Source organism: Collinsella sp. LCP21S3_C7 (assembly GCF_052118485.1).
Taxonomy (GTDB): Bacteria; Actinomycetota; Coriobacteriia; order Coriobacteriales; family Coriobacteriaceae; genus Collinsella.
The window spans coordinates 53,309-77,464 of sequence record NZ_JBQKHC010000007.1; the positions used below are offsets into that span (position 1 = coordinate 53,309).

22 protein-coding genes are annotated in these 24,156 nt (G+C 57.8%); 3 read left to right on the forward strand and 19 right to left on the reverse strand.

Annotated elements, in window-relative coordinates:
• Positions 1 to 54: 54 nt before the first annotated feature.
• Positions 55 to 993 carry an NAD(P)/FAD-dependent oxidoreductase gene (locus tag ACTQ1E_RS04430; protein ID WP_441063551.1) on the reverse strand — a complete coding sequence of 313 codons (939 nt, stop codon included), beginning with the start codon at positions 991 to 993 and terminating at the stop codon, positions 55 to 57.
• Positions 994 to 1,110: 117 nt separating this feature from the next.
• On the opposite strand from ACTQ1E_RS04430, the gene ACTQ1E_RS04435 reads away from it, so the two are divergent.
• A complete protein-coding gene (locus tag ACTQ1E_RS04435) occupies positions 1,111 to 2,412 on the forward strand; it encodes an MGDG synthase family glycosyltransferase (protein ID WP_441564990.1) in 1,302 nt (433 codons plus the stop codon).
• 463 nt (positions 2,413 to 2,875) lie between these two features.
• Here ACTQ1E_RS04435 and dut read toward each other — a convergent pair whose 3' ends face one another.
• The 3 genes from dut to ACTQ1E_RS04450 are packed head-to-tail and all read right to left on the reverse strand — an operon-like array spanning position 2,876 to position 4,268.
• Positions 2,876 to 3,319 (reverse strand): dUTP diphosphatase, encoded by a 444-nt coding sequence (gene dut, locus ACTQ1E_RS04440; RefSeq protein ID WP_441564992.1) that lies wholly within the window; start codon positions 3,317 to 3,319, stop codon positions 2,876 to 2,878.
• Between the two features lie 4 nt (positions 3,320 to 3,323).
• The gene (gene nrdR / locus ACTQ1E_RS04445; protein WP_427717459.1) at positions 3,324 to 3,767 is read right to left on the reverse strand and encodes a transcriptional regulator NrdR; all 444 of its coding nucleotides are present in this window, start codon (positions 3,765 to 3,767) and stop codon (positions 3,324 to 3,326) included.
• Between the two features lie 51 nt (positions 3,768 to 3,818).
• A complete protein-coding gene (locus ACTQ1E_RS04450; protein WP_441564994.1) occupies positions 3,819 to 4,268 on the reverse strand; it encodes a LysM peptidoglycan-binding domain-containing protein in 450 nt (149 codons plus the stop codon).
• Between the two features lie 163 nt (positions 4,269 to 4,431).
• Here ACTQ1E_RS04450 and lexA point away from each other — a divergent pair, with 163 nt between their 5' ends.
• On the forward strand, positions 4,432 to 5,076 hold the full coding sequence (gene lexA, locus ACTQ1E_RS04455) for a transcriptional repressor LexA (RefSeq protein ID WP_427717464.1): 645 nt from the start codon (positions 4,432 to 4,434) through the stop codon (positions 5,074 to 5,076).
• A complete protein-coding gene (locus tag ACTQ1E_RS04460) occupies positions 5,076 to 5,780 on the forward strand; it encodes a heparan-alpha-glucosaminide N-acetyltransferase (RefSeq protein ID WP_427748033.1) in 705 nt (234 codons plus the stop codon). The genes lexA and ACTQ1E_RS04460 overlap by 1 nt, the downstream gene beginning before the upstream one ends.
• Here the strand turns inward: ACTQ1E_RS04460 and hflX are convergent.
• From hflX to ACTQ1E_RS04535, 15 genes are all read right to left on the reverse strand, one after another.
• Complete coding sequence (hflX, locus tag ACTQ1E_RS04465) at positions 5,765 to 7,054, reverse strand: GTPase HflX (protein WP_441564996.1); 1,290 nt, start codon at positions 7,052 to 7,054, stop codon at positions 5,765 to 5,767. The two genes, ACTQ1E_RS04460 and hflX, sit on opposite strands and share 16 nt — an antisense overlap.
• Entirely contained in the window at positions 7,054 to 7,992 is a 939-nt protein-coding gene (gene miaA, locus ACTQ1E_RS04470; protein WP_441564998.1) for a tRNA (adenosine(37)-N6)-dimethylallyltransferase MiaA, read from the reverse strand. Before miaA ends, hflX begins: the two co-directional genes overlap by 1 nt.
• Positions 7,992 to 9,362, reverse strand: coding sequence for a tRNA (N6-isopentenyl adenosine(37)-C2)-methylthiotransferase MiaB (gene miaB / locus ACTQ1E_RS04475; RefSeq protein WP_441067716.1), 1,371 nt, complete (start codon positions 9,360 to 9,362; stop codon positions 7,992 to 7,994). The genes miaA and miaB overlap by 1 nt, the downstream gene beginning before the upstream one ends.
• Positions 9,363 to 9,426: 64 nt before the next feature.
• Positions 9,427 to 9,744: a stage V sporulation protein S gene (locus ACTQ1E_RS04480; protein WP_118079896.1), complete on the reverse strand. Its 318-nt coding sequence runs from the start codon at positions 9,742 to 9,744 to the stop codon at positions 9,427 to 9,429.
• A gap of 74 nt (positions 9,745 to 9,818) precedes the next feature.
• Complete coding sequence (locus ACTQ1E_RS04485) at positions 9,819 to 10,904, reverse strand: ATP-binding protein (RefSeq protein WP_427795683.1); 1,086 nt, start codon at positions 10,902 to 10,904, stop codon at positions 9,819 to 9,821.
• A gap of 1 nt (position 10,905) precedes the next feature.
• Positions 10,906 to 12,459 carry a ribonuclease Y gene (gene rny, locus ACTQ1E_RS04490; RefSeq protein WP_154516337.1) on the reverse strand — a complete coding sequence of 518 codons (1,554 nt, stop codon included), beginning with the start codon at positions 12,457 to 12,459 and terminating at the stop codon, positions 10,906 to 10,908.
• A gap of 257 nt (positions 12,460 to 12,716) precedes the next feature.
• Positions 12,717 to 13,409: a regulatory protein RecX gene (locus ACTQ1E_RS04495; RefSeq protein ID WP_441565000.1), complete on the reverse strand. Its 693-nt coding sequence runs from the start codon at positions 13,407 to 13,409 to the stop codon at positions 12,717 to 12,719.
• An 11-nt stretch (positions 13,410 to 13,420) separates the two neighbouring features.
• Positions 13,421 to 14,569 carry a recombinase RecA gene (gene recA / locus ACTQ1E_RS04500; RefSeq protein ID WP_154516331.1) on the reverse strand — a complete coding sequence of 383 codons (1,149 nt, stop codon included), beginning with the start codon at positions 14,567 to 14,569 and terminating at the stop codon, positions 13,421 to 13,423.
• A gap of 257 nt (positions 14,570 to 14,826) precedes the next feature.
• Positions 14,827 to 15,342: a CinA family protein gene (locus ACTQ1E_RS04505; protein ID WP_441565002.1), complete on the reverse strand. Its 516-nt coding sequence runs from the start codon at positions 15,340 to 15,342 to the stop codon at positions 14,827 to 14,829.
• Between the two features lie 27 nt (positions 15,343 to 15,369).
• Positions 15,370 to 15,918 carry a CDP-diacylglycerol--glycerol-3-phosphate 3-phosphatidyltransferase gene (gene pgsA / locus ACTQ1E_RS04510; RefSeq protein WP_427793554.1) on the reverse strand — a complete coding sequence of 183 codons (549 nt, stop codon included), beginning with the start codon at positions 15,916 to 15,918 and terminating at the stop codon, positions 15,370 to 15,372.
• Positions 15,919 to 16,017: 99 nt separating this feature from the next.
• Complete coding sequence (gene rimO / locus ACTQ1E_RS04515; protein ID WP_441055662.1) at positions 16,018 to 17,367, reverse strand: 30S ribosomal protein S12 methylthiotransferase RimO; 1,350 nt, start codon at positions 17,365 to 17,367, stop codon at positions 16,018 to 16,020.
• A 26-nt stretch (positions 17,368 to 17,393) separates the two neighbouring features.
• Positions 17,394 to 17,891: a YajQ family cyclic di-GMP-binding protein gene (locus tag ACTQ1E_RS04520; protein WP_441565004.1), complete on the reverse strand. Its 498-nt coding sequence runs from the start codon at positions 17,889 to 17,891 to the stop codon at positions 17,394 to 17,396.
• A 26-nt stretch (positions 17,892 to 17,917) separates the two neighbouring features.
• Positions 17,918 to 19,408, reverse strand: a complete 1,491-nt coding sequence (locus ACTQ1E_RS04525; protein WP_441565006.1) for a RodZ domain-containing protein — start codon at positions 19,406 to 19,408, stop codon at positions 17,918 to 17,920.
• Entirely contained in the window at positions 19,408 to 22,188 is a 2,781-nt protein-coding gene (locus ACTQ1E_RS04530) for a DNA translocase FtsK 4TM domain-containing protein (RefSeq protein ID WP_441565008.1), read from the reverse strand. The genes ACTQ1E_RS04525 and ACTQ1E_RS04530 overlap by 1 nt, the downstream gene beginning before the upstream one ends.
• Before the next feature lies 1 nt (position 22,189).
• Positions 22,190 to 23,860: a ribonuclease J gene (locus ACTQ1E_RS04535; protein ID WP_117654800.1), complete on the reverse strand. Its 1,671-nt coding sequence runs from the start codon at positions 23,858 to 23,860 to the stop codon at positions 22,190 to 22,192.
• Positions 23,861 to 24,156: the final 296 nt, after the last annotated feature.

A 24,156-nucleotide genomic window follows, 5' to 3' on the forward strand; every position in this document is an offset into this window, starting at 1 on the left:
CGTCCAACCACTTTGTATAAAGATAGCAACCTTACATAAGATATATTATCGTACTTATCCTCGTAAGAAGGCGTATGCGCTGGTAGCCGCTATGGCTCCGTCCGAAACGGCAGTCACAACCTGGCGTAAACGCTTGGAACGGATATCGCCGGCAGCAAACAAGCCCGGCGTGCGCGTGGCCATCGAGTCGTCGGTAACGATACCGCCGTCAGGCGCCAGATCCACCAGATGCTGTACAAGCTCAGTATGGGGCTGTGTTCCGGCAAAGACAAAGATGCCAAACGAGCCAGGATCGAAGGACTCGGAATAGGTATCACCAGTGGCGTTGTCCTTAAACGTGATAGTTGTAGGCATGGCCTCGCCCGATAGCTCCACAATACTAGTTTGGTACCTAACAGAAATATTATCTTTAGAGAGCACCTTTTGAACCACGCCATCGGGAGCACGGAACTGATCGCGGCGCAAGACGATGGTCACGCTGCTGGCAATTTCTGATAAGAACAGGGCTTCCTCGCAGGCAGCATTACCGCCGCCAATGACAAAGACCTGTTTGCCACGAAAGAACATGCCGTCGCACGTGGCGCAATACGAAACGCCGCGACCGCGATACGTATCCTCGCCAACAAAACCAGCAGATCGCGGCGTGGCACCCATGCAAGCAATAACGCTTGAGGCCACCGTGTCGCCCGTATCGTGATGCACCGTAAACAGCGCCGCATCCGCATCGTAATCGATACCAGTCACCATGCTCCATACGACCTGCGCACCCAGGCCCTCTGCATGCTGCTGAAAACGCTCGCCGAGTTCGGCACCGCTCAAGAGCGGAATGCCCGGATAGTTTTCGACCTCATTGGTTGTGGCGATCTGTCCTCCCGACATGCCTTGCTCAATCACGGTCGTCGTTAGGTTGGAGCGCGACGCATAAATGGCTGCAGCATAGCCCGCTGGGCCGCCGCCGATAATCGCAACATCGATCGGCTGATTGGTAGTCATGGAGTGTCCTCTCATCGAAACATTGGCGTTCTTTGCGCTCATACCCAAATTTAGGAGAACATGACAGTCATGCACTACAATGATTCTTTGCGAAACAACGATGAAGGGGAGTTATCGATGGATCAAACGCAGATGGGCAATGACGCTCCCCTGCCCACGCAAAGCGCCCCTCAATCGGAACAATTGAAGCTGTCACCCGGACAAAAGCCCTTAGTGACCATTGTCCACGCATCGGTTGGTTCGGGACACAAAGCGGCAGCAAACGCTATCGCACAAGCATTCGAGCTTATACGCGGCACCAAGGGCATACCGCAGGATGTCGAGATTGAGGTCTTGGATATCCTCGATTTTGGACGCATAAAATTCGACGGCAACAAAACGGCCGCATCGTTTACCGGCGCCACACGCCCAATTTATGACTTGACCTGGCGATATACCCTTACCGGACACCTGCTTTGGGGCGGCGGCACGGCATGGTCGCGCATTATGTTTCCCGCATTTAACGAATACGTTCGCACTCGTAGGCCTATTGCCGTGGTCGCCACACATATCACGGCAGCCAACGTTGCGGTTGGTGCGCGCGTCATTACGGGCATCGACTATCCCGTCATTTGCGTGCCGACCGATTACGAGGTCGAGGGCTGGTGGCCCCATAAGGACACTGACTTATTCTGCGTGGCAAACGAGTTTATGGCCGAGACGCTCCGCCCACGCAAGGTTCCCGAGGCAAAGATACGCATTACGGGCATCCCTATTCGCACTGGATTTGACACGGATTACAATCGTGAGGAAGAACTCGAGAAGTTCAATCTCCCTATCGACAAGACCATTGTGCTGGTAATGGCCGGCGCCAGTTTGCCTCAACCGTACGTTCGCTTTCGCGCGGCGATGGACCACACCCTCCCCTTCCTCCGTAGCTTCGAGGACATGCACTTTGTCTTTTTGCCGGGCAAGGACACGGAATACGCCACGCGCCTGAAAACGCTCTTCGAAGCCATGAAACTCGAAAACGTCACGGTCCTTGACTATGTCGATGACATGGCAGCGCTTATGCACGGCTGCGATCTGGCAATTCTCAAATCGGGCGGACTCACTGTTACCGAATGCCTGTGTGCACACCTGCCGATGATTCTGCTGGGCAAGTCCTATGGCCAGGAAAAGGCCAACACCACCATGCTCACCGACTTGGGCGCCAGCATGCATGTCACCACCGCACGCGAGCTCATCGTGACGCTGCGCCATCTCCACGATCATCCCGAGTCGCTCAAGGCACTGCTCATCAATGGCGAAGTGCTACGCCGTCCACACGCGGCCGAGGACATCGCCATCGCAACTATGGAACTTGCAGGCAAGCCCCAAAAGCGCAAACGAGCCTTCTGCCGCTTCTACTGGGGCGATAAGCCTGCGCACATCCGCTAGCGTCTTAACGTCCGCTGCTCGGCGGGAGCCGCCCATATATCATTCCATGCTCAAACATTCTCGCTGCGCTGCGAAACTGCGCGTGGAACGATATATGGGCGGCTCCCGCCGAGCAGCTACGTTTACGTGCTAGCAGCTATGCCAGATTCCCCACCATTAGAATCTGCAAAGGCGAAACCGGAAAATTCAAATGTAGTAAGCCAATGCGACAAAGGGACTGTTCCTTTGTCGCATTGGCTTACTAGAATGTAAATATTTTTCAAGCGAGTAGCCGCCCGCCCGCCTCTCACACATATCGTTCCACGCGCAGTTTCGCAGCGAGCGAAGCGAAGCGAGAATGTTTGAGCATGGAATGATATGTGTGAGAGGCGGGCGGGAGGGATACGAGCGCCCCCGCGAGAATGTTTGAGCATGGGATGATATATAGGCGGGTCGGGCCGGTCAGCGGACAGTACGTAAACGACTAAGCGACGCCGCTAGAACCGAAACCGCCGGCTCCTCGGTCGGTTTCGTCTAGTTCGTCTACCTCCACGAGATTGACCGTGGGAACTTCTTGGATCACGAGTTGAGCGATTCGGTCACCCTTGTTGATCTGGATTTCATTGGATGGATCCAGGTTGATAAGGATGACTTTAAGCTCACCTCGATAGTGGGCGTCTATAAGACCGGGCGTGTTGACTATAGACAGACCCTGCTTAATAGCCAGGCCACTGCGAGGCTGAACGAAGCCAGCGTATCCATCGGGCAGCGCGATCGCAAGGCCGGTAGAGACCAAGCGTCGCTCGAAGGGCTTAAGGGTACAGTCCTCATTGGCACGGAGGTCCAAACCGGCATCTGAGGGATGGGCGTATTTGGGAAGCTCGATCGTAGGGTCGAGACGCTTAATGTTGACTGTAATGTTGGACATAAAATCACCTTAGCTTGTCGAGCTCTTGCAAAAACTCATCGATGTCTTTGAAATCGCGATAGACCGAGGCAAAGCGAATGTAGGCCACCTTGTCGATCTTGGCCAGGCGCTTAAGCACCATGTCGCCCAGGTCGTGGGACGTAACAGCCGTCAGCGTACGGGAACGCAGCTCCACCTCGATGTCATCGATGAGCTCATTGAGCTTTTTCGTGTCGATGTCGCGCTTAATCGTAGCGCGCATTAAGCCGACCAGCAGCTTATTGCGATCGAACCGCTGCCTTGACCCGTCAGATTTGATGACCTCGATGGGGTCTTCGCATCGCTCGAATGTTGTGAAGCGATAGTTGCACGAACAACATTCACGACGGCGTTTAATGGTGTTATTAGATTCCTGCATACGGGAATCGACAACACGGGTATGTGCATTGCCGCATCTGGGACAGCGCATGGTACCTCCTCCAAAACGATAACAAGGGTACCATGTGCCGGAGTTTAAATCTTACGAACGCGCAGGAACTTTAAGAACGTCACCCGCATCGAGTGACCCATGCTCCAGATGATTGACACTGCGAATTATGTCAGAAGTCTCCTGCGTAGAAAGACCGTCAACGGAATGCTCCTGAGCAAGCGACCACAAGGAATCGCCAGACTGAACACGGACGTTCTCATAGGTAACGTTAGATGCCGACTCGGCATATGCGGCGTGACGAGCGCTGAAGATCGAGGTAGCAAGTACAAAGAAGAGCGTGAGCGCAACGGCCAGGGCGACAATCGTCGAGGCCTTCAGAGCAACGGGGGCCGAAGTCGTGGCGACGCACTGGCTTCGGACGGACTTGCCAGGCAGTGTTTGAAAACCAGATCGGCCGCCTTTGACAACCGTGAAAGCCGGCGCCGCAGGCGTCTCGAGCTTAAGGGCGAGGTTTCCCTGGACCATATCCGTTGCATTCATCATGTTCTCCTCTCGCGTTTTTTGACGAGAACTGTTTTATCAAGCCGCGAGGACAAAAAAGTCTAGCGCGGGAACGAGTGTTCGGTTATTATTATCTTCGAACAGTTGTTCCTGTCAAGCAAACATAGAACATTTGTTTGGGTTAGGTAGAGAGGAATCCCTGATGGCTCGCAAAATTACCAAGCGACAGCAGCAGATTTACGACTTCATCAAGGAGTATCAGCAGGAAAAGGGCTATCCGCCCAGCGTGCGTGAGATGGCTTCGGCTGTGGGTCTTTCCTCCCCTAGCACCGTACATGCACATCTCTCCGCACTGGAAGCACGCGGCCTGCTCAAACGTGACGCCACCAAGCCTCGTGCCCTAGAGCTCTTTGACGAGGACGGAGCCTCCGTCTCCATCTCAAAGTCCGATGAACCCACGGCACCCCGCGGAACCGTATCGCTACCCCTCGTGGGCCGTGTCGCCGCGGGGATCCCCATCCTTGCCGAGCAGAATATCGAGGACACCTTTACCATCCCGACCGAGATCGCAACGGACCAGGGGTCTTTTATCCTCGAGGTCCACGGCAATTCGATGATTAACGTCGGTATCCTTAACGGCGACTATATCATCGTTCGCGAACAGAAGAGCGCCATGAATGGCGAGATCGTTGTGGCCATGATCGATGGCTCCGCAACGGTCAAAACGTTCTACAAGGAGCAGGGACGAGTTCGCTTGCAGCCCGAAAACGACACCATGGAGCCCATCTATGCGACAAATCCGACGATCCTGGGCAAGGTTGTTGGATTGATGCGCCGGTTCTCGTAATGCAAAACCGCATCACGGTCTTTGATACCATTCGCGGATTTACCATGCTGTCGATGGCAGGATTTCATGCTTGCTACGATCTTGCCTATCTTTATGGTTGGGATATGCCCTGGTTTACTCAGACCATCTTCCAAGACATCTGGCGTGCCAGCATCAGTTGGGTATTTTTGTTTATTGCCGGCTGGATGTGCACCCTCTCGCGCAACAACATCAAGCGTGCCGTCAAATATGCCGCTGCCGCTTTTGTCGTATGGGTCGCGACGACGCTCGTCTCAGTCGATGACTCGGTGAACTTCGGCATCATGTTCTGCATGGCGGCCTGCACCGCCATTGTCGCGCTCGCGCGTCCGGTGATCGTTAAAGTGCCGTCGGTATGGGGTATAGCAATTTGCCTCACACTTTTTACCCTTACCTGGAGCATTCCTAAAACGGTTTATCCTATCCCCTATTTAGCTTGGCTGGGTTTCCCAAGTCCAGACTTTGTCTCTGGTGATTACTATCCAGTCATACCATTCTTATTTATGTACCTTGCAGGCTTCTTTGCCGCCCACACGACTCAGGAAGCAAACTATGAGGCGCCGGGATGGGCCTATGCGAATCCCATCCCGGCGCTCGCAAGTCTCGGGCGCCATGCGCTGCCGTTCTACCTGCTTCATCAACCGGTTATCTTGGGTGTACTGGAGCTGATTTACTCTGTTCGATAACGCTCGAGACGCGGTGCGATACGGGCTGGAAGCTTTGCCACAATACGAACGCCGTCCTCGAGGTATTCCTCGTGCAGAAGGGTTCCCTGTTCGTGCACGAGCGTGATTAACGCGCCCTCTCGATACGGGATATCGGCCGAGAGCAACACGTCCGTAGCGGCCGCCTCACGAGCGATGCGGTCGACTAAGTCATCAAGGCCCTCACCCGTCTGAGCCGAGAACAATACCGCCTCGGGATAGCGCCGGCGAAAGCTCAAGCGGTCGACGCTATCGAGCAGATCGATTTTATTGAACACGGTAAGCGTCAGGCGCTCACCGGCACCAATCTCGTCAAGGACACGATCAACCGCCTCAAGCTGACGCTCGTAATCCTCATCGGAAGCATCCACAACTTTAAGAACCAAATCGGCGCCGAGCACCTCGGAAAGCGTAGATTTAAACGCGTCGACCAGGCCATGGGGCAGCTTTTGAATAAAGCCAACGGTATCAGTGATCGTCATGCCACGGCCACCGGGTAAACGATACGAACGCGTCGTAGGATCGAGCGTGGCAAACAGCTTATCCTGCGAAAGTACCGTGGATCCCGTCAATCGATTAAGCAACGTCGACTTACCGGCATTGGTGTAGCCAGCCAACGCTACGCGAAACGCCGGCGATTCAATACGGCTTTTCGATTGCACATCACGACGTTGTTCAACCTGTTTCAATTCGCGTCGAAGAGCTGCGATCTTATCGCGAATCAGGCGACGGTCGACCTCGAGCTGGCTTTCGCCCTGGCCAAAACGCGATCCAATGCCGCCACGCGTCTGTTCCTTAGCAAGGTGGCTCCACATACCTCGCAGACGGGGCAGCAGATACTGCAACTGAGCCAGCTGCACCTGTAAGCGACCCTCACGCGTCTGAGCATGCAGGCCAAAGATATCCAAAATCAACGCCGTACGGTCAATAATCTTGACCGGTTCGCCCACGGCTTTCTCAAGATAGGACTGCTGTGAAGGAGTCAAGTCGTCGTCGAAGATTACAACATCCGCATCCATACGATGCACCAAACCGCATAGCTCCTCGACCTTACCGGAGCCGATAAACGATTTGGGATAAGGTTTAACCAGACGCTGAGACAAGCGTGCCACGCATTGGGCTCCAGCAGTGTGAGCCAAGCGCTCGAGCTCGTCGAGCGAACGGTCGAGCGGCCAGGCGTTATCGCGCAACTCAACACCAACCAAGACGGCACGCTCAGGTTCAGGCGCCGTGGGAACCAAGGGAAAACGCGCCATTAGGCAGCCTCGATACGACGGTAGATATCATCGACGACCTCATCGATCGTAAACTCATCCATATCGAACCACACGATGCGATCGTCACGCTTAAACCAGGAAAGTTGGCGCTTGGCATAGCGACGTGAGCGCATTTTGATAAGCTCGCGGGCCTCATCCATGGTAATAGCGCCTCGCAAGGCATCAATAATCTCTTTGTAACCGATTGCCTGCATCGACGTGAGTGCATCACCCAGGCCCTGGTCCATAAGGCCACGGACCTCATCAACCAGCCCCTGCTCAAACATAAGGTCGACACGCAGGTTAATGCGCTCATACAGCACTTCACGGCTACGCGTCAGACCAAACCACAAGGCATGATAACGCTCACGTGGAACGCTGAATTTGGACTTCTGCTGGGCATACGACACACCGTCATCGTGCATCTCGAGCGCACGGATCACGCGGCGCACGTTATGGGGATGAATCACGGCAGCCGATTCCGGATCACGCTCGGCAAGCAGGGCATGCATAGCTTTCTCGCCAATACGCTCGGCAAGCTCCTGATAACCCGCGCGGCGTTCGTCCTCGAGCTCTCCCGAAGGAAAATCCATTTCATCGAGTGCAGCCTTAAGATACAAGCCCGTGCCGCCGCAAAAGACCGGAAGCCGTTGCTCACAAAGCAAACGCTCGATATGCGCCCGGGCATCAGACTGATAGAGCGCAGCAGAATACGCGACGCCCGGGTCCACGATATCGACAAGGCGCAGAGGCACCGAGCACTCCTCGGGCATCATCTTGGCCGTACCGATATCCATACCGCGATAGATTTGCATCGCGTCACACGATAACACTTCAGACGACAGACGAGCAGCCAGTCGGTCGGCAACATCACTCTTGCCGACCGCCGTCGGACCGACGATCGCTACGGCAGAAAGGTTTGTGCCGGGGGAAACCATTAGCGAGGCTCACCCACAACGGAGCCAGACAGATACCACGTCTTGGCGACATCCACATCGACGTCGACGATTTTGCCGATAAGCTGATCGATGCTATAGCCAGCGGGAATCGGCGCATGCACTGTCTGGTTCTTAGGACTTTTACCAAGAAGGACAGCGTCGTTTTTCTTGCTCGTGCCCTCAATAAGCGCAGGCACCACGGTGTGAAGCTCGCCCTGGTTATACTCGTATGCCGTCGTCTCGATAACCTTGACCAGACGGTTAAAGCGCTCAAGGATAACCTCATGCGGGGTGGGATCATAGATCTCAGCTGCCGGGGTACCGGCGCGCTTGGAGTAAATAAACGTGTAGGCCTGGGCATAGCGCACCGTCTCGGCAAGCGAGAGCGTCTGCTCAAAGTCTTGCTCGGTCTCGCCCGGGAAGCCCACGATGATGTCGGTCGAAAGCGCAATTTCGGGCATACGGTTACGAATGCGATCGACCAGGCCCAGATAATCCTCGCGCGTGTACCGACGATTCATCTCTTTAAGGATACGCGTGGAACCCGACTGAACGGCTAGGTGAAGCTGCGGCATAACGGCAGGCGTCTCGGCCATAGCATCGATGGTCTCGGGAAGCAAATCCTTGGGGTGCGAAGAAGTAAAGAAGATACGTTCGACGCCCGTATCACCCACGGCGCGCAACAGGTCGGCAAAGCGCGGCTTGCCAAAGAGATCGCGACCGTAGGAGTTAACGTTTTGTCCCAGCAGCGTAATCTCGCGCACACCCTGACGCACCAGACCCGTCACCTCGTCGACAATCTCCTCGAAGGGGCGGCTCTTCTCGCGACCACGGACGTACGGCACGATGCAGTACGTACAGAAGTTGTTGCAGCCCGTCATGATGGGCACCCATGCATGATACTGCGTCTCGCGATGCCACGGCATACTCATGGCGTCCGTATCTTCATGCTCATTCGTGCGGATATGGCGCTTGCCATCCATAAACGCCTCGGCGATAAGCTCCGCCACGTGCGCAATCGAATGCGTACCAAAAATAACGTTGACGTTATCGACGTTGGTGAGCAGGCCCTCGCCATCGCGCTGAGCGATGCAGCCACCCACGGCGACCACACGCTTGCCCGAAGGAGAAGGAGGAAGACTCTTGCAGGAATTGCACTGACCGTACAGGCGCGTATCGGCAGCCTCGCGCACACAGCACGTCATGAATACGACAATATCGGCATGCTCCGGATCGAGCGCCATAAGACAGCCATAGGAATCGAGCAAACCGCTCACGCGCTCGGAGTCGTGCTGATTCATCTGGCAGCCGAATGTGCGGATAAAATAGGTTTTACCGGCAAGAATATCGCGTACGAAACGCTGGTCCATGAGCTTACATCCTAACGATGATATCGACGGGGCACAAAGGTGCTACAAATGTGCGAAAACTCGCTTACGCAACAGGCTTAACGTCGTCCATGACGACATTGTCCATAGCAGCCCGATTAATCTGGTGAACGTAGATAGAGAGACGGATTGCCGTGCGAGACTCCCCGTTAATGAGGATGTCAGAGAACACCGGCGCACAAGAGACATCAAAGCCAGTCGGAATCAGAAAACCTCGCGCAATGGCAACGGCCTTTATGGCCTGGTTGACGGCGCCGGCACCGACGCACTGAATGTTGACGGGAACGCCATCTTTGACCATACCGGCAATGGCGCCGGCAACGGACGCGGGCGATGATTTGCTTGATACCTTCAGGCAATCCATGAAGAAACTCCTGCGTTTAAAAGTACGTTTTAACTGCAATAACTGTATCGTACCGAGCGGACTCGGTAAAGATGCTACTCCTCTTTGGCAAGATCGAACGTCACGGTGATGCGATCACGTGAAACGCGAATCTTAGGGTCGCCGCACAGATTGAGGTAATACCGGGCGGCGAGATCATTGAAGTCGCGCTCGACAGCACGCGAAAACTGCGCCATGTCATCCTTGGCAATGCGGAGGCCTCGACGGTCCTTGGCAAGATCGACTGGAGCCGGCAATTGCGAGGTGGAATCGCGCTCGCGCAGCAGACGCGCGCACACACCGCGAACGGGCTTAATCTGTCCCGAAAGAATACGGTGGGCAGTACGCTCGGACATCTCGAGACCCAGCCCGGAGCAAATCCGGATAAAGTCCTCGGCATCCGAAGCGAGACCTAAACGATCGATAACCGGAAGCTCACACTCGTCATCGATAAAGAGCAGGCGAGACGTATCGAGACGACTGGAAGCCTGGGCATACAGGGTCGCCGCGATCTCGGACGGAGAGCCCAGATACACGTCGCAGTCGCGCAGCTCCTCAAGGGCAAACTCGCAGGCTGCGCGAATGATGTTGTGAGGACCGCGAGCGCATACATAGCGGCCGTCTTCGTCTTTAACCGCCTGAGGCCAGCTCGACTGGTCGGCGCGCTCAGCCAAGCGATCGGTATCAACACACACCTTAAACGCTGAGCCCAAATCGACGCCCGATGTAACAACGCGTGCCTCATCGGTGTTCTGCTTGATAGAGAACAGCGCCATACCACGACCGTGAACACCCCAACGGTCCATCTTCATGCTCTCGAGCTTGGAGGTGACACGGGCATCGAAGATACGCTCCTGCATATCCTGCGGCACACCCGAACCGTTATCCAGGAAGAGGAGGGTACGAACACCCTCCTCCTTGGTCGTGGCTAGATAGACCTTATCGGCTCCGGCATCGCGAGCATTACGCAGCATCTCGATGACAATGTCCTCTACATGCTGAATGTCATGCTTGGCTTGACGGCGCTCGGCCTCCGAAACGCGGAGGCGGACATACCCCTCGCCAAGGTTTTCCTCGACGCGAAGGTTGCCCTCCCCCGACATCGACGCGATAAATGAGATGAGCTCGTTCGCGTCGTTCATGTTATTTAGCGATATCGACGGCACGGCTCTCGCGAATCACGACAACGCGCACCTGACCGGGATACTCCATCTCTTCCTCGATCTGATGGGCGATATCGTGCGCAAGCACCGTGGACTGGGCATCGGAAATCTTGTCCGGCTGAACCATGACATGAACCTCGCGACCGGCCTGCATAGCATAGGTACGCTCGACGCCGTCATGAGAGTTGGCAATCTCCTCGAGCTTCTCAAGGCGCTTGATGTAGCTCTCGGCCGACTCGCGACGGGCGCCGGGACGAGAAGCGGAAACAGCATCGGCAGCCTGGACCAGAACGTCGAGCACCGTGTTGGGGTCGACATCGGCATGATGGGCCTCGATTGCGTGGACGATAACGGGCTTCTCGCCATAACGGCGGGCAAGCTCGGCACCAATCACAGCATGCGGACCCTCAACGTCGTGGTCGATGGCCTTGCCCAGGTCATGCAGAAGACCCGCGCGCTTGGCGGTCACAACATCCAGACCAAGCTCGGAGGCCATGATGCCGCACAGGTCGGAGACCTCAAGCGAGTGCTGTAGCACGTTCTGACCAAACGAGGTGCGGTAGCGCAGAGCGCCCAGGGTTTTGACGATCTCGGGATGCAGGTCGTGGATTCCGGTATCGAAGGCGGCCTGCTCGCCGGCTTCGAGCACACGCTGCTGAACCAAGTCAGCGGCCTTGTGGTACATCTCCTCGATGCGGGCGGGGTGAATACGACCGTCGGCAATGAGGTTCTCGAGCGCCACGCGGGCGGTCTCACGACGGACCGGATCAAAGCTCGAAAGCACGACAGTCTCGGGGGTGTCGTCGATCACAAGGTTGACGCCGGAAACCTGCTCGAAAGTACGGATGTTACGACCCTCGCGACCGATGATGCGGCCCTTAAGATCATCGGAGGGAATATGAACGGACGTGACGGTGACCTCGGCGGTATGGTCGGCGGCACAGCGCTGGATCGCCAGGGAGAGAATCTCCTGAGCGGTCTTGTGGCACTCGGCGCGGACCTGTTGCTCGGACTCACGGATGATGGTGGCCGCCTCATGGGTAACCTCGCCGCGGACCTTATCGAGCAGCTCCTTGTGAGCATCCTCGCGCGTAAGGTCGGCAATACGCTCGAGCTCGGAGGTCTGCTTGGCGCAAAGCTCCTCAAGTTCGCGAGAGCGCTTCTCGACCTGGCCGGCCTGGCTGGACAGCTGATGCTCGCGCTTATCGAGCGCATCGTTGCGTCGGTCGAGCGATTCCTCGCGCTGCATCACGCGATTTTCGAGCGCGCGAATCTCGCTCTTACGCTGCTTGTCCTCGGCCTCGGCGGCCTGTTTGTTCTTGATGATCTCTTCCTTAGCCTCGAGCAGAGCCTCTTTTTTGAGGGTCTCGGCCTGACGCTTAGCATCACCGATCAGGGACTCTGCCTGCGCGTGTGCCGACTGAATCTTTTCTTCGGCCTCGTGAAGACTACCCTGCTTGGCGGTGCGCATGTAGGCAATGGCGACGATGGCACCCAAAACAATGCCAACGAGCGCTGCAATGATAGGCGGCATGCTCACTCCTTTTTATGGATTCGTTACACAACAAAGCGAACCGTCCATACGAACGGCTCGCGACATTTGAGTAATATGGGCGCAGCTTATGCGGGTCGGATACAGATAAACATATAAACAAACTCATCGCAGATGAGCACATATCACAATGCAAATGACAGTAATTATCCTACGTTGAACCGCAACAACTGTCAAATTAACGCACCCAGCACGGCGCCTATCGAGCGGTGAACGGCAGGAGCGTAACGTGCGCATGCTTAAACGTCGCATTTCTCGTTTAAGGCATCGAGGCGCGCCTTAACGGCATCCGCGGCAATGTGATAGGAAAAGCCCTTGCCCATCAAAAATCTGACGAGCTTTTCGAATGCACGTGCCTCGGGAACGCGACGCTTAGCGAGCAAAGCCGATGCGCGAGCCAAGTCGTCATCCTCGGCAAAATAAGCCTCGGGATACCCTGGAATCTCATCAAGTGCAACATGGCGACGCTTGAGTTCAGTCTCGATTTTGCGCTGTCCCCAACCACGACGCTTACGCTCCTCGATAAAGTACGAGCAAAAGCGGTTCTCATCTAAAAAACGATACTCGATGGCACAATTGACGGCAAAGTCGATCGCGGGCTGACGAAAGCCATAGCGCGCCAACTTATCGCGCACCTCGCCCGTAGCATGATCGCGACGCGAAAGCATCTCGGTCACCATGGTGAGCGCACATTTGCATTCGATAAGCTGCACCGCCTCGCGAAAGTCATCCCAGTCGCAGGGAAGATCGAGACGGTTCTGAACGTACACACGTGCCACACGCACGGGAATCCAAATGGACCGTTCAAAACCGCCCTCCAGATCGCAATCGATATGTGCACAGGGCTTTTTAGACGCATAACCGCTCGAGAACGAGGAGGCCGTCTTCTTATCCGGAAAAACGACCCTAGCCTCGGTCACCGTATACGACATGTCGGCATCCGTTACTCGTCGTCATCGTCGAGCATCGCGGAGCCATCGATGGCATACAGCTCGTCAAACTCCTCGGGGGCGGGCTGATCGGTCAACTCAACCTCGGAGGGGGCATCATCGTCATACTCAAGACCGCAGGCAAGGCGAACCTTGTGCTCGATCTCGTCGGCGCAATCGGGATGCTCGCGCAGGAACGTCTTAGCGGCCTCGCGACCGTTGCCGAGTTTGTCCTCACCATAGGCAAACCAAGACCCCATCTTTTTGCATATGCCGCACTCGACAGCCATATCCAGAATCGAGCCCTCTTTAGAAATGCCGGTGCCATACATGATGTCAAATTCGGCCGAGCGGAACGGAGCAGCCACCTTGTTCTTAACGACCTTGGCACGTACGCGATTGCCGATAACCTCGTCCTTGAGCTTGATGGTATCGATTTTGCGAATATCGATACGCACGGAAGAGAAGAACTTGAGTGCGCGGCCGCCTGTGGTGGTCTCGGGGTTGCCGAACATGACGCCGATCTTCTCGCGCAATTGGTTAATGAAGATGCAGGTTGTGTTGGACTTGGCAAGCGAGCCGGCGAGCTTGCGGAGCGCCTGACTCATCAAGCGAGCCTGCAGACCCACCGTCGTGTCACCGATCTCGCCCTCGATTTCTGCACGCGGAGTCAAAGCGGCAACAGAGTCGACGACGATGGCGTCGATGGCACCGGAACGCACAAGCATGTCAACGATCTCGAGCGCCTGTTCACCCGTATCGGGCTGGGAAATCAGCACCTCGTCGATATCGACGCCGATGCGCGCGGCGTAGGTGGGATCAAGTGCATGCTCAGCGTCGATAAAAGCCACGACACCGCCCATGGCCTGCGCCTCTGCAAGAATCTCGAGCGAAAGCGTTGTCTTACCGGAGGACTCGGGCCCATAAATCTCAACGATACGGCCGCGCGGCACGCCGCCGATACCCAAGGCGGCATCGAGCGCCAGAGAGCCCGTCGGAATAGCCTCGACCTCGAGCTCGGGACCGCCGTCGCCATACCTCATAATAGAACCCTGGCCGAACTTCTTCTCGATCTCGGCCTTGGTAGTGGCGATCATCTCGTCGCGCTCTTTACCCGTCGTGCGCGTATGAACGGTACGTACGGGACCTGAATTCTTGGCCATGAATAGCCCTCCTCTTAACAACCTGAATCGATGATAAACGAACGGCTGTTCGTGGTCAACCGTTCAGGTTCATCATATGCACCCGTCCATTCCAAAACCCGACCAAACGCCGACCAAACGCCGACCAAACGCTTGACCATGCCAATCGCAAATACGAGTGCTCGTACAAATTAAAGACATGTGCCAGCGCAAGCGCATTCCTTGCCAAAGGTCCCTATCTCCACAATTAAGGGGCCCTAAGGCCCCTTAAAACACGTCTATTCCATGGAATTGAGCACGCGGACAATGCGCTCCAAAGCCTCAGCGACCGCATAGGCGCGGACGCACGACCGATCACCCTCGTAGTGACAGCGCCCAGACTCAACGACCGTCGCTCCCCCATCGGCCGCGCGATACGCCCAGCCGATATAGAACGTGCCGGCGGGGTCTTGCTCGGTACCGCCGCCGGGCCCAGCGTAGCCCGTTGCGCTCACGGCGACATCACTCTGATAGAGGTCCAGCGAGCCCGCGGCCATCTCACGCGCCGTCTGATGCGACACGGCGCTAAACCGATCGAGCGTTTCCCGCTCGACGCCGAGCACGCGATGTTTGATCTCATCGCAGTAGGTCACCGCACCGCCACGAAGCACCGCCGAGGCACCCGGGATATCGGCAATCGTCGAGGCGATCATGCCCGCCGTCAGCGACTCCGCCGTCGACACCGTCAGGCCACGGGCACTCGCGCGCTCGACAATATCGCGCGCCAGCTCCTCGTTGTTTGCGGCGATCTGCAAATAAGACTCCGTCATACCCACCAGGACCTAGACCGAAAAGACGATCTTACGGCAGTTCCAGAAGTACTGGGCACCCGAGATAATGGTCAAAATGACGGCGATGACGTACAGGAAGCGCGACACCGAATAGACACCGAGCAGCAGCGACGCCGGCCCCAGCTGAAGACCGGCCATCGCAAAGACGCACAGATAGCCACAGATGGAGACCATCGTGGTCGCCGTCTTGTACTTGCCGAGCTTATCGGCGGCAACGACCACACCGGCAGCACTCGCGACCATGCGAAGTGCGCTCACCAACAGCTCGCGAAACAGGATAATGAACACGGACCACACGGTCACCGCACCAAAATCCAAGAACAACAGCAAGGCCGAGAACACCAGCAACTTGTCGGCGATGGGGTCCAAGAACTTGCCGAAATCGGTGATCTCGTTGCGTGAGCGCGCCAGATAGCCGTCGACCTTATCGGTGCACGACAGGATCACATACAGAATGAAGGCAGCGGCGGCGAGCGGGCCGTCGAAGGTGCTCCAGTCCGTACCGGCAACGCCCCCGTGAGACAGGGCCGAGACGATCATGAACACCGGAATAAAGACGATGCGCACGCACGTCACGATGTTGGCGGGCGTCCAAACGCTCGTCAGTTCCTTATTGCTCTCGTTTGCCACGACGCTCTCCTACTCCACAACATGGCCGATAAGCTCATAGCAGAAGCTATCGGTAAACTCGACGGTCAAAATATCGCCCACGGACGCCTCGCTGGCGTCCAGATGCACCGCGCCATCGGAATCGGGCGCCTGGAACCAGGCATGACCGATCAGCTCGGCGCCGTCCTCGGTCTCCTCGATACCGTCGACGATTACCTGGGCGCGCTCGCCCACATGGGCTGCCGTGGCGGCAAAACCCAGCGACTCGGCCAGATCCATGGCCTCCTGGGCGCGCTCGAGCTTGACCTCCTCATCGACCTGGCCCTCCATATTGGCGGCCAGGCTGCCCTCCTCCCGCGAGTAGGCAAAGACGCTCGTATAGTCAAAGCCGACGGTGTCCATAAAGTCGATAAGATCACGGAACTCGTCGTCGGTCTCGGTCGGAAAGCCGACCATGGCCGTGGAGCGAATCACGATGCCGGGAATACGATCACGGAGATCGCGGAACAGTTCCTCGAGCTCCTGACGCGAACCGGAGCGACGCATGGCCTTGAGGATGCGCGCGTCGCAGTGCTGCACGGGGATATCGATATAGGGCAATACCTCGGGCGTATCGCGAATCGTCTCGATAAGCTCGTCGGTCATGCCCTCGGGCTGCAGATAGAGCACACGAACCCAGACGTTGTGCGGGCGTACAGCCTCGGCGACGGCGCGCAGCAGCTGAGCCAGATTGCGCGGTGAAGCCTCAGCGGCGTCCTCATCGGCAAAGTCGGTGCCCCAAATGCCCGTGTCCTGGCCGATCAGCACGATCTCGCGCACACCGCCGGCAACCAGGTCGCGCACCTCGGAGATAATGCTTTCGGCATTGCGCGAATGATAGCGACCGCGAATGTAGGGAATCATGCAGAAGCTGCAAAAACGATTGCAGCCATCGGAGATCTTGACGTAGGCGACAGCGCCCTCGACGGTACGCTTGACCTGCGGGATATAGGCAGCAATTTTACGCTCCACACCAAGAACGCCATCGATGACAGAGACGATACCGTCTTCCTCATCGGCCTTCACAAATGCCGCGACCTCGGGCAGCTCGTCGGGCAGATCGTCGCCGTAACGAGACGGCACGCAACCGCACATGACAATGGGGCAGGAGCGAACGCCGTCCTGCACCTCGTTAGCGAGCTCGAGCGTGGTCTCGATGCTCTCAGACGTCGCCGAGGTAAGAAACGAGCACGTATTGACAATGGCGATATCGGCATCCTGAGGATCGAATGCCTCCTCGTAGCCCGCAGCGGTCAGCAGCGAACGCATGCGGTCGGTATCGACCTCGTTCTTGGCGCAGCCAAGCGTGATATAGAGTACGGAACCCAACGGAGTATCCATGTTGGAGAGCGGTCCTTTCGAGTAAATTAGCGGTAGTTGGTAAACTGCAGCGGCTGGCCGTAGTCCTGGTCGCGCAGGAACTGAATCACCGTCTGTAAAGCGTCCTTAGAAGCCGAGGAAACGCGCAGCTTATCGGCCTCGATGGTCACCTTGACCTTAAGCTTTTGATCCTTGATGTCTTTATTGATCTTCTTTGCGGTCGCCTGGTCGATGCCCTCGACGATACGACCGAGCACGCGCACGGTACCACCCGAAGCCGCCTGCGGGGTGTCCCAAGAGACAGCCTTGAGGTCGATACCGCGCTTGATGAGCTTGGAGCTCAAAACATCGATGATCTGCTTGGAGACAAAATCGGCCGGAGCGTTAATCGTAAAGAGCTTGTCGCCCTTCGAAAGCTCGATGGTGGCGCCGGAGTCTTTAAGGTCATAGCGCTGGGAGATCTCGCGGGCGGTCTGCTGGAAGGCGTTATCGACCTCCTGCATGTTAACCTCGGACACAACGTCAAAGCTGGAATCTTTAGCCATGGTTCTTCCTTTCGGTACGGGGAGCCTTAGTAGCTGTCGTACGAATAGTCATCTGAATCGTTCACTGTCTGGCCGTCGGATGCCGTGTCGGTGCCGACGGTAGACTGGGCATCGGTGCCGTCGGCATTATCGGTACCGTCGGCATTATCGCCGTTCGCAGAGTCAGCGGTCTCCTTCTTAGGAACGGTAATGGTCACGCGCGCCACACCCGATGTCTTGGTGTCATAGCGAACCTTTTCACCATTCTTGGTGACCGTGACATCGGAGGGCTTGGACGTGGTGATCTCAATCGAGGACTCGGGCGTGTACTCCTGCTCAAAAGGACCGGTCGCTTGAGCGCCATAGACCGATTTACCGTCGACCTTGACCTCGATCCAGGCGGTCTTGCCCTTGGCAACAGAGACCTTAACCTTGGTGACCTCGTCCTCTTCCGTTTTGACCGTCGCCTTGGCGGCATCGGAACTGGCCGCATCCGTCGCCTCGTCGGCGTCTTCGTCCTCGTCAGTGGATTCGGTCTTCTTGGAAGATTTCTTAGTCGTCGTCTTGGTAGCCACGGGTGTCTCGGACGTCGACTCGGGTGCAGCAGAGCCGCAACCACGCAGGAGTACCACGATGAGCAAAATCAACAGTAGCACCACGGCACCGATGCCGACGTAAATAATGCGCGGATCGATCGTGTTGTATTGAGAGGCGCGCCCAACGCCGCGTCCGCGATTGGAGCTACCACGACCATTACCCTGCGGTATGCGGCCGCGACCGCTATCGGGACGACCACGATAGCTACTCTGGCGCTGCGAACCCCGCCGGCCCGGACGCGGCGCAAGCTCGCCACGGCCCTGATAGCCGCGCTGGCCAGAGCGAGGCGCCGAAGAGCGCTGCCCATAGGGCTGGGATTGCGAACGGAGGCGCGGCGTCACCTGCGTGGTATCGGCGTCGGAATAGCCATCGCGGGAACGCCCGGCGGGTACTCCGCGATAGCTACGACCGGAGTATCCACCGTCGCCGTAACCGGCGCGAGGATCGCGACTCAACCCGCGAGCGGCGGGAAGCGCACGGTCATCTGGCAGGGGCGTACTGCGAAAACGATCTCGCTGAGAACGAATTTCCTCGCTGGAGCCCGTCTCGGTGATATAGCCCGCTTGCGGAGGGCGCTGGCCGTACCGTGTCGTACGACCACCCTGAACCATCAAAAAACGACCGTTATCGACCGAAGAACGCGAGTTAACGTAGCCGGCAGCATCCTGAAAACGACCGCCCTGCTGCGAGGTATCGCGTTCATATGCCATGAGGTCGTCAAAATAAGCGTTGACGACCTCGCGCGGGTTAAGCCCCAAAAAGCGAGCGTAGCTCGAAATCATGCCCTGCGCATAGCCACGCGGGGGCATCGATGCAAAGTTACCAGTCTCGAAAAACTCGATGATCTGCGGCCTGATTTTGATGGTGTTGGCGACCTGCTGGATGGAAAGGCCCATCCGGCGACGCTGCTCGAGCAGCATGTCACCAAAGCGTGCAGCCATCAGAATCCTCCAAACTCACGATCTTCACGTACCATCTCGGCGTCGACAGACTCCAGCGCGGCAAGCCCTTCGTCATCCAGCAGGACCTCGCGCGGCTTGGAACCGTCGGGCGGGCCGACGACGCCCTTTTCTTCCAGCATGTCCATAATACGCCCGGCGCGCGCATAGCCAACCTTGAGGCGGCGTTGCAGGCCAGATGTGGAGCCCAGCTGCGATTCCACCACAATATGGGCGGCCTCCCAGATAAGCGGGTCGTCATCCTGCGGCTCGGCAACGCCCGTGCGAACAATGCCGCCACCAGCCGTGGACATGGAAGCAGGCGCCACGGCAGACAGAATCTCCTCGTGGTAGTCGGGCTCGCTTTGCGACTTAACGAACTCGACGATCTCGTTGATCTCGTCATCGGAGACAAAACAGCCCTGGATACGGCGGGGCTTGCCCCAGTCGACCTTGGAGAACAGCATGTCGCCCAAACCGGTGAGCTTTTCGGCGCCCATCTGGTCGATAATGACGCGGGAATCGATGCCCGTGGCCACGTTAAAGGCGATACGATTGGTGATGTTGGCCTTAATGAGGCCCGTCACCACGTTGGAGCTGGGGCGCTGCGTAGCCACGATAAGGTGAATACCGGCGGCACGCCCCAGCTGGGCGATACGAACGATCGAGGCCTCGACATCCTTGCCGGCAACCATCATCAGGTCCGATAGCTCGTCGATGATAATGACCAGATAGGGCATCTTTTGCGGCGGGTTATCGTAGTGTTCGAACTCGCCGGCGGCCTGCTTTTCGTTATACGTCGAGATCTTGCGAACGTTGAGGCGCTCGAACACCTTCAGGCGACGCTCCATCTCGGAGACAGCCCATTGCAAGGCACTCGCAGCCTGCTTGGGTTCGGTCACCACGGGCACATAGAGATGGGGCAGGCCGTTATAGCCGGCAAGCTCAACGCGCTTGGGGTCGACCATGATCAAGCGAACGTCCTCGGGAAGCGCGCGCATGAGCAGGGTCGTGATGATGGAGTTGATCATGACCGACTTACCGGAACCGGTGGTACCGGCAATAAGCAGGTGGGGCATCTTGGCGAGGTCGGCGACAACCGGCGTACCCTCTGCGTCGCGGCCGATGGCCAGCTCGAGCGGACCGCCCTTCACATAGGGAAGCACGTCGCCCAGGTTAACGTTCTGGCGCTTGCGATTGGGAATCTCGATACCCACAAGCGAGGTACCGGGAATCGGCGCAAAGATACGCACCGACTGGGCGGCAAGCGAAAGCGCGATATCGTCCTCGAGGCTCGAAATCTTGCTCACGCGCTCGCCCTCGCCGGGCTGCAGCTTAAAGGTCGTCACCGTGGGACCGGCAATCCAGCCGACGACGCGAGCGCTACGGCCAAACTCCAGCAACGTGGACTGCAGCGACTCGGCAGTCTGCTCCAACTCCTTGTCAGAAGACGCGGCGGACGCCGACTGCGGGTTGGCGTGCAGGATTTCGAGCGGCGGGAGTTTGAGGCCATCCTCTTGCTCGCCCTCGACATCGGCAGCAGTGCCGTCAGCTCCCCCATCGCCGGCTGCAACAGGAGCAGCGGAAGCCGTTGGGGTGGAGGCGTCGGCAACCTTGGGGTGCTTCAGGAAATCGGGGATCTGCGGGGCAGCAGACACGGGGTTCACGGCAAACGGCGGCTCGGACTCGTCGACCTTGTCCGGGTCGTCTTCCATCGAAAGCTGTCCGGTGACCTGTCCTCGCCTGTCTTGGCGACGCGGCAGCAAAGTTGTCTTGGCGGTATCGAGCGGACACTCGTCATCCTCGTCATCGCCCGCGGTGAGTTCGATTTCGCTATCGGACCAAGACGGGTCGGGCTCACTCGTGTTGAGCTTGGGCGCGGACTTGCCCTTGTTGGCATGGCGACGCGGCAGCAGCGTGGTCTTGGCGCGCTCGGCCTCCACGGCCTCGGACACGTCGACAAACGGATCATCGTCCTCGTCGTCATCGTCCAGAACAGGGTCCGCATCATTGCCCATGACCGTGGTCACGGCCATATCGGAGCCCTTCTGACGAAGAATGCTCAGGTGCGGACGGGCGACGCCGGGAACCGACAGGGCCTCTTCGTCGCCCCACGGGCTCGCATTGACATCGGCACGACGGCGCTCGGCAAAATCGGCAGCGCGATCGCGCGCAGAGCGCAAAACGCCACCCACCGAAAAGCCGATGATGACAAAGCCAACGACGGCCAAACCCAACAGGACCACCATCGCGATAGGTTTACCCAGGGCATTCTGCAGCGCACTCGCAATAAACGCACCGATGTAGCCGCCCGAGGCGGACAGGTTTTGCGGCACAAACATGAGGTCGCACGAATCGCTCGTGCCCGGCACCATCAACGAAAGAATGGAGACGACGGCGATAAAGACAACGGCGCCACCCGCGACCGAGCGAATGTTGAGCGGCGAGTCCTCACCCAAAAAGAGCGTGGCGGCAAACAGCAAAATGACGATCGGCAGCACGTAGGCGCCCAGGCCAAAGCCAAGATGGTAGAAACCGGCAACCACTGCCGTCACGGGTGCCGTTGCCGGAGAAATCACGGCAATGAAAGACGCAATCGCCAAAACGGCAATAACCACGCCGGCGATATCGCGGTTGGCCGAAGGCTCGACCAGGGGCTCAACATCGTCGAACTCGGCCTCGTGGCCCTTATTGGCACGAAGATGGGAACCGGCACCCTTAGCAGATGCCGGTTGGTTGTTGGCTTTATTGCCTTTGGCGTTTTGTGCAGATCCGCGCGCCAAACTAAACCTCCATGACGACCGGGATGATCATCGGACGGGTGCGCGTACGGCTCCAAATGAAGTTGGAGAGCGAATCGCGCACGGCCTTGCGAATGGCATCGGAGCCGCTGCTCGTAAAGCTAAACTTGCCCTTCTCGATTGTCTTCATGATGGATGCGGAGGCATCCTCGGAGAACTGATCGTCGATGGCAAATGAAACACCACGGCCCGAGAACTCGATGGCCTCGATCTTCTTGTGCTTGAGCGAGACGATGGCGACGGCTGTGACCATACCGTCATTGGCAAGCTTCTGACGATCGCGCAGGACGATGGGGTCGGTATCGCCGATGCGCAGGCCGTCGACGTAGACGACGCCGGACTCGACGGGCGTGCCGCGCTTGACAATACCACCGCGCATCTCGAGCGTGTCGCCGTTATCGAGGATAAAGATGTGATCATCCTTAATACCCATCTTACGGGCAAGCTGGGCATGGGCACGCAGGTGCACGGCCTCGCCGTGAACCGGCATAAAGTAGGTGGGCTTGGCCATGGCCATCAGAAGCTTGAGCTCCTCTTGGCTGCCGTGACCCGAGACATGGACGAGGGCGCGATTCTTGTCCCACACGTCGCAGCCAAGCTTGGCCAGGCTGTTGACGACCTGCTGGACGGCCTTCTCGTTGCCGGGAACAGGGGTCGCCGAGAGGATGACGGTATCGCCCTCGTGGATGGAGAGCGTCTTGTGCTCGCCGTTGGCCATACGGGACAGCGCCGACAGCGGCTCGCCCTGAGAGCCGGTGCACATGACGACAATCTTGTCGTCAGGCAGGTTATCGATATCGAAGGCATCGATGATATCGGCATCGTCGATGTTGAGGTAGCCCAGCTCGCGCGCCACGCGGGTGTTGGTGAGCATGGAACGTCCGGTCACGACGACCTTGCGGCCGCACTTGCGGGCGGCGTCGCAAATCTGCTGCAGTCGATGGATATGGCTCGAGAACGACGCGACGAACACGCGGCCCGGGGCATTCTTGATGGCGTGCAGCAAGTTGGGGCCGACTTCGGCCTCGGACTTGGTAAAGCCCGGAACCGTGGCGTTGGTGGAGTCGGAAAGCAACAGGTCGATGCCCTGCTTGGCAAAGCGACTGATGGCGGCATAATCGGGCGTGACGCCATCGATGGGCGTCTGGTCGAGCTTAAAGTCGCCCGTGTGCATAACGGTGCCCTGGTTGGTGCGAATGAATACGCCCAAAGCGCCCGGAATTGAGTGCGTCATAGAGAAGAAGTCGAGCGAAATGCCACCAAGATTGACATGGCTACCGCCCTTGACCTCGCGGAACTTGGGCGCGCGGATGCGGAACTCGGAAAGCTTGCCCTCGATGAAACCAAGCGTCAGCTTGCTCGAGAAGATGGGCACCTTGTTGTTGAGGTCCTGCAGCAGGTACGGAAGCGAACCGGTATGGTCCTCGTGGCCGTGGGTGACGATGATGCCGCGGAGCTTCTCCTCGTTCTCCAGAACATAGGTGTAGTCGGGAAGCACCAAATCGATACCGGGCTGGGAGTCGTCGGGGAACATAAGGCCGGCGTCGACGAGCACCATGTCGTCGCCGCACTCGAAGACCGTCATATTCTTGCCGATGCCGTCAAGGCCTCCGAGCGGAATGATCTTCAAGGGAGATGATTTTTTAGCTGCCATAGGTTCGTGCGGTTTCCTTTCTTCGAAACGGGTCTGGAACAACCGACGGGGCGCTTCTGGCAAACCGACCGCCGGGAACGTACAAACATGCATCACGGAGTCGATGCAGTAACCGCATTATGATACCCATTTGCCCACCAACAGACCACCCATGCATCAAAGCCCCATCCAAACCGGTCTATCCCGCCGGGGGGGGGGGGGGGGGGGGGGGGGGGGGGGGGGGGGGGGGGGGGGGGGGGGGGGGGGGGGGGGGGGGGGGGGGGGGGGGGGGGGGGGGGGGGGGGGGGGGGGGGGGG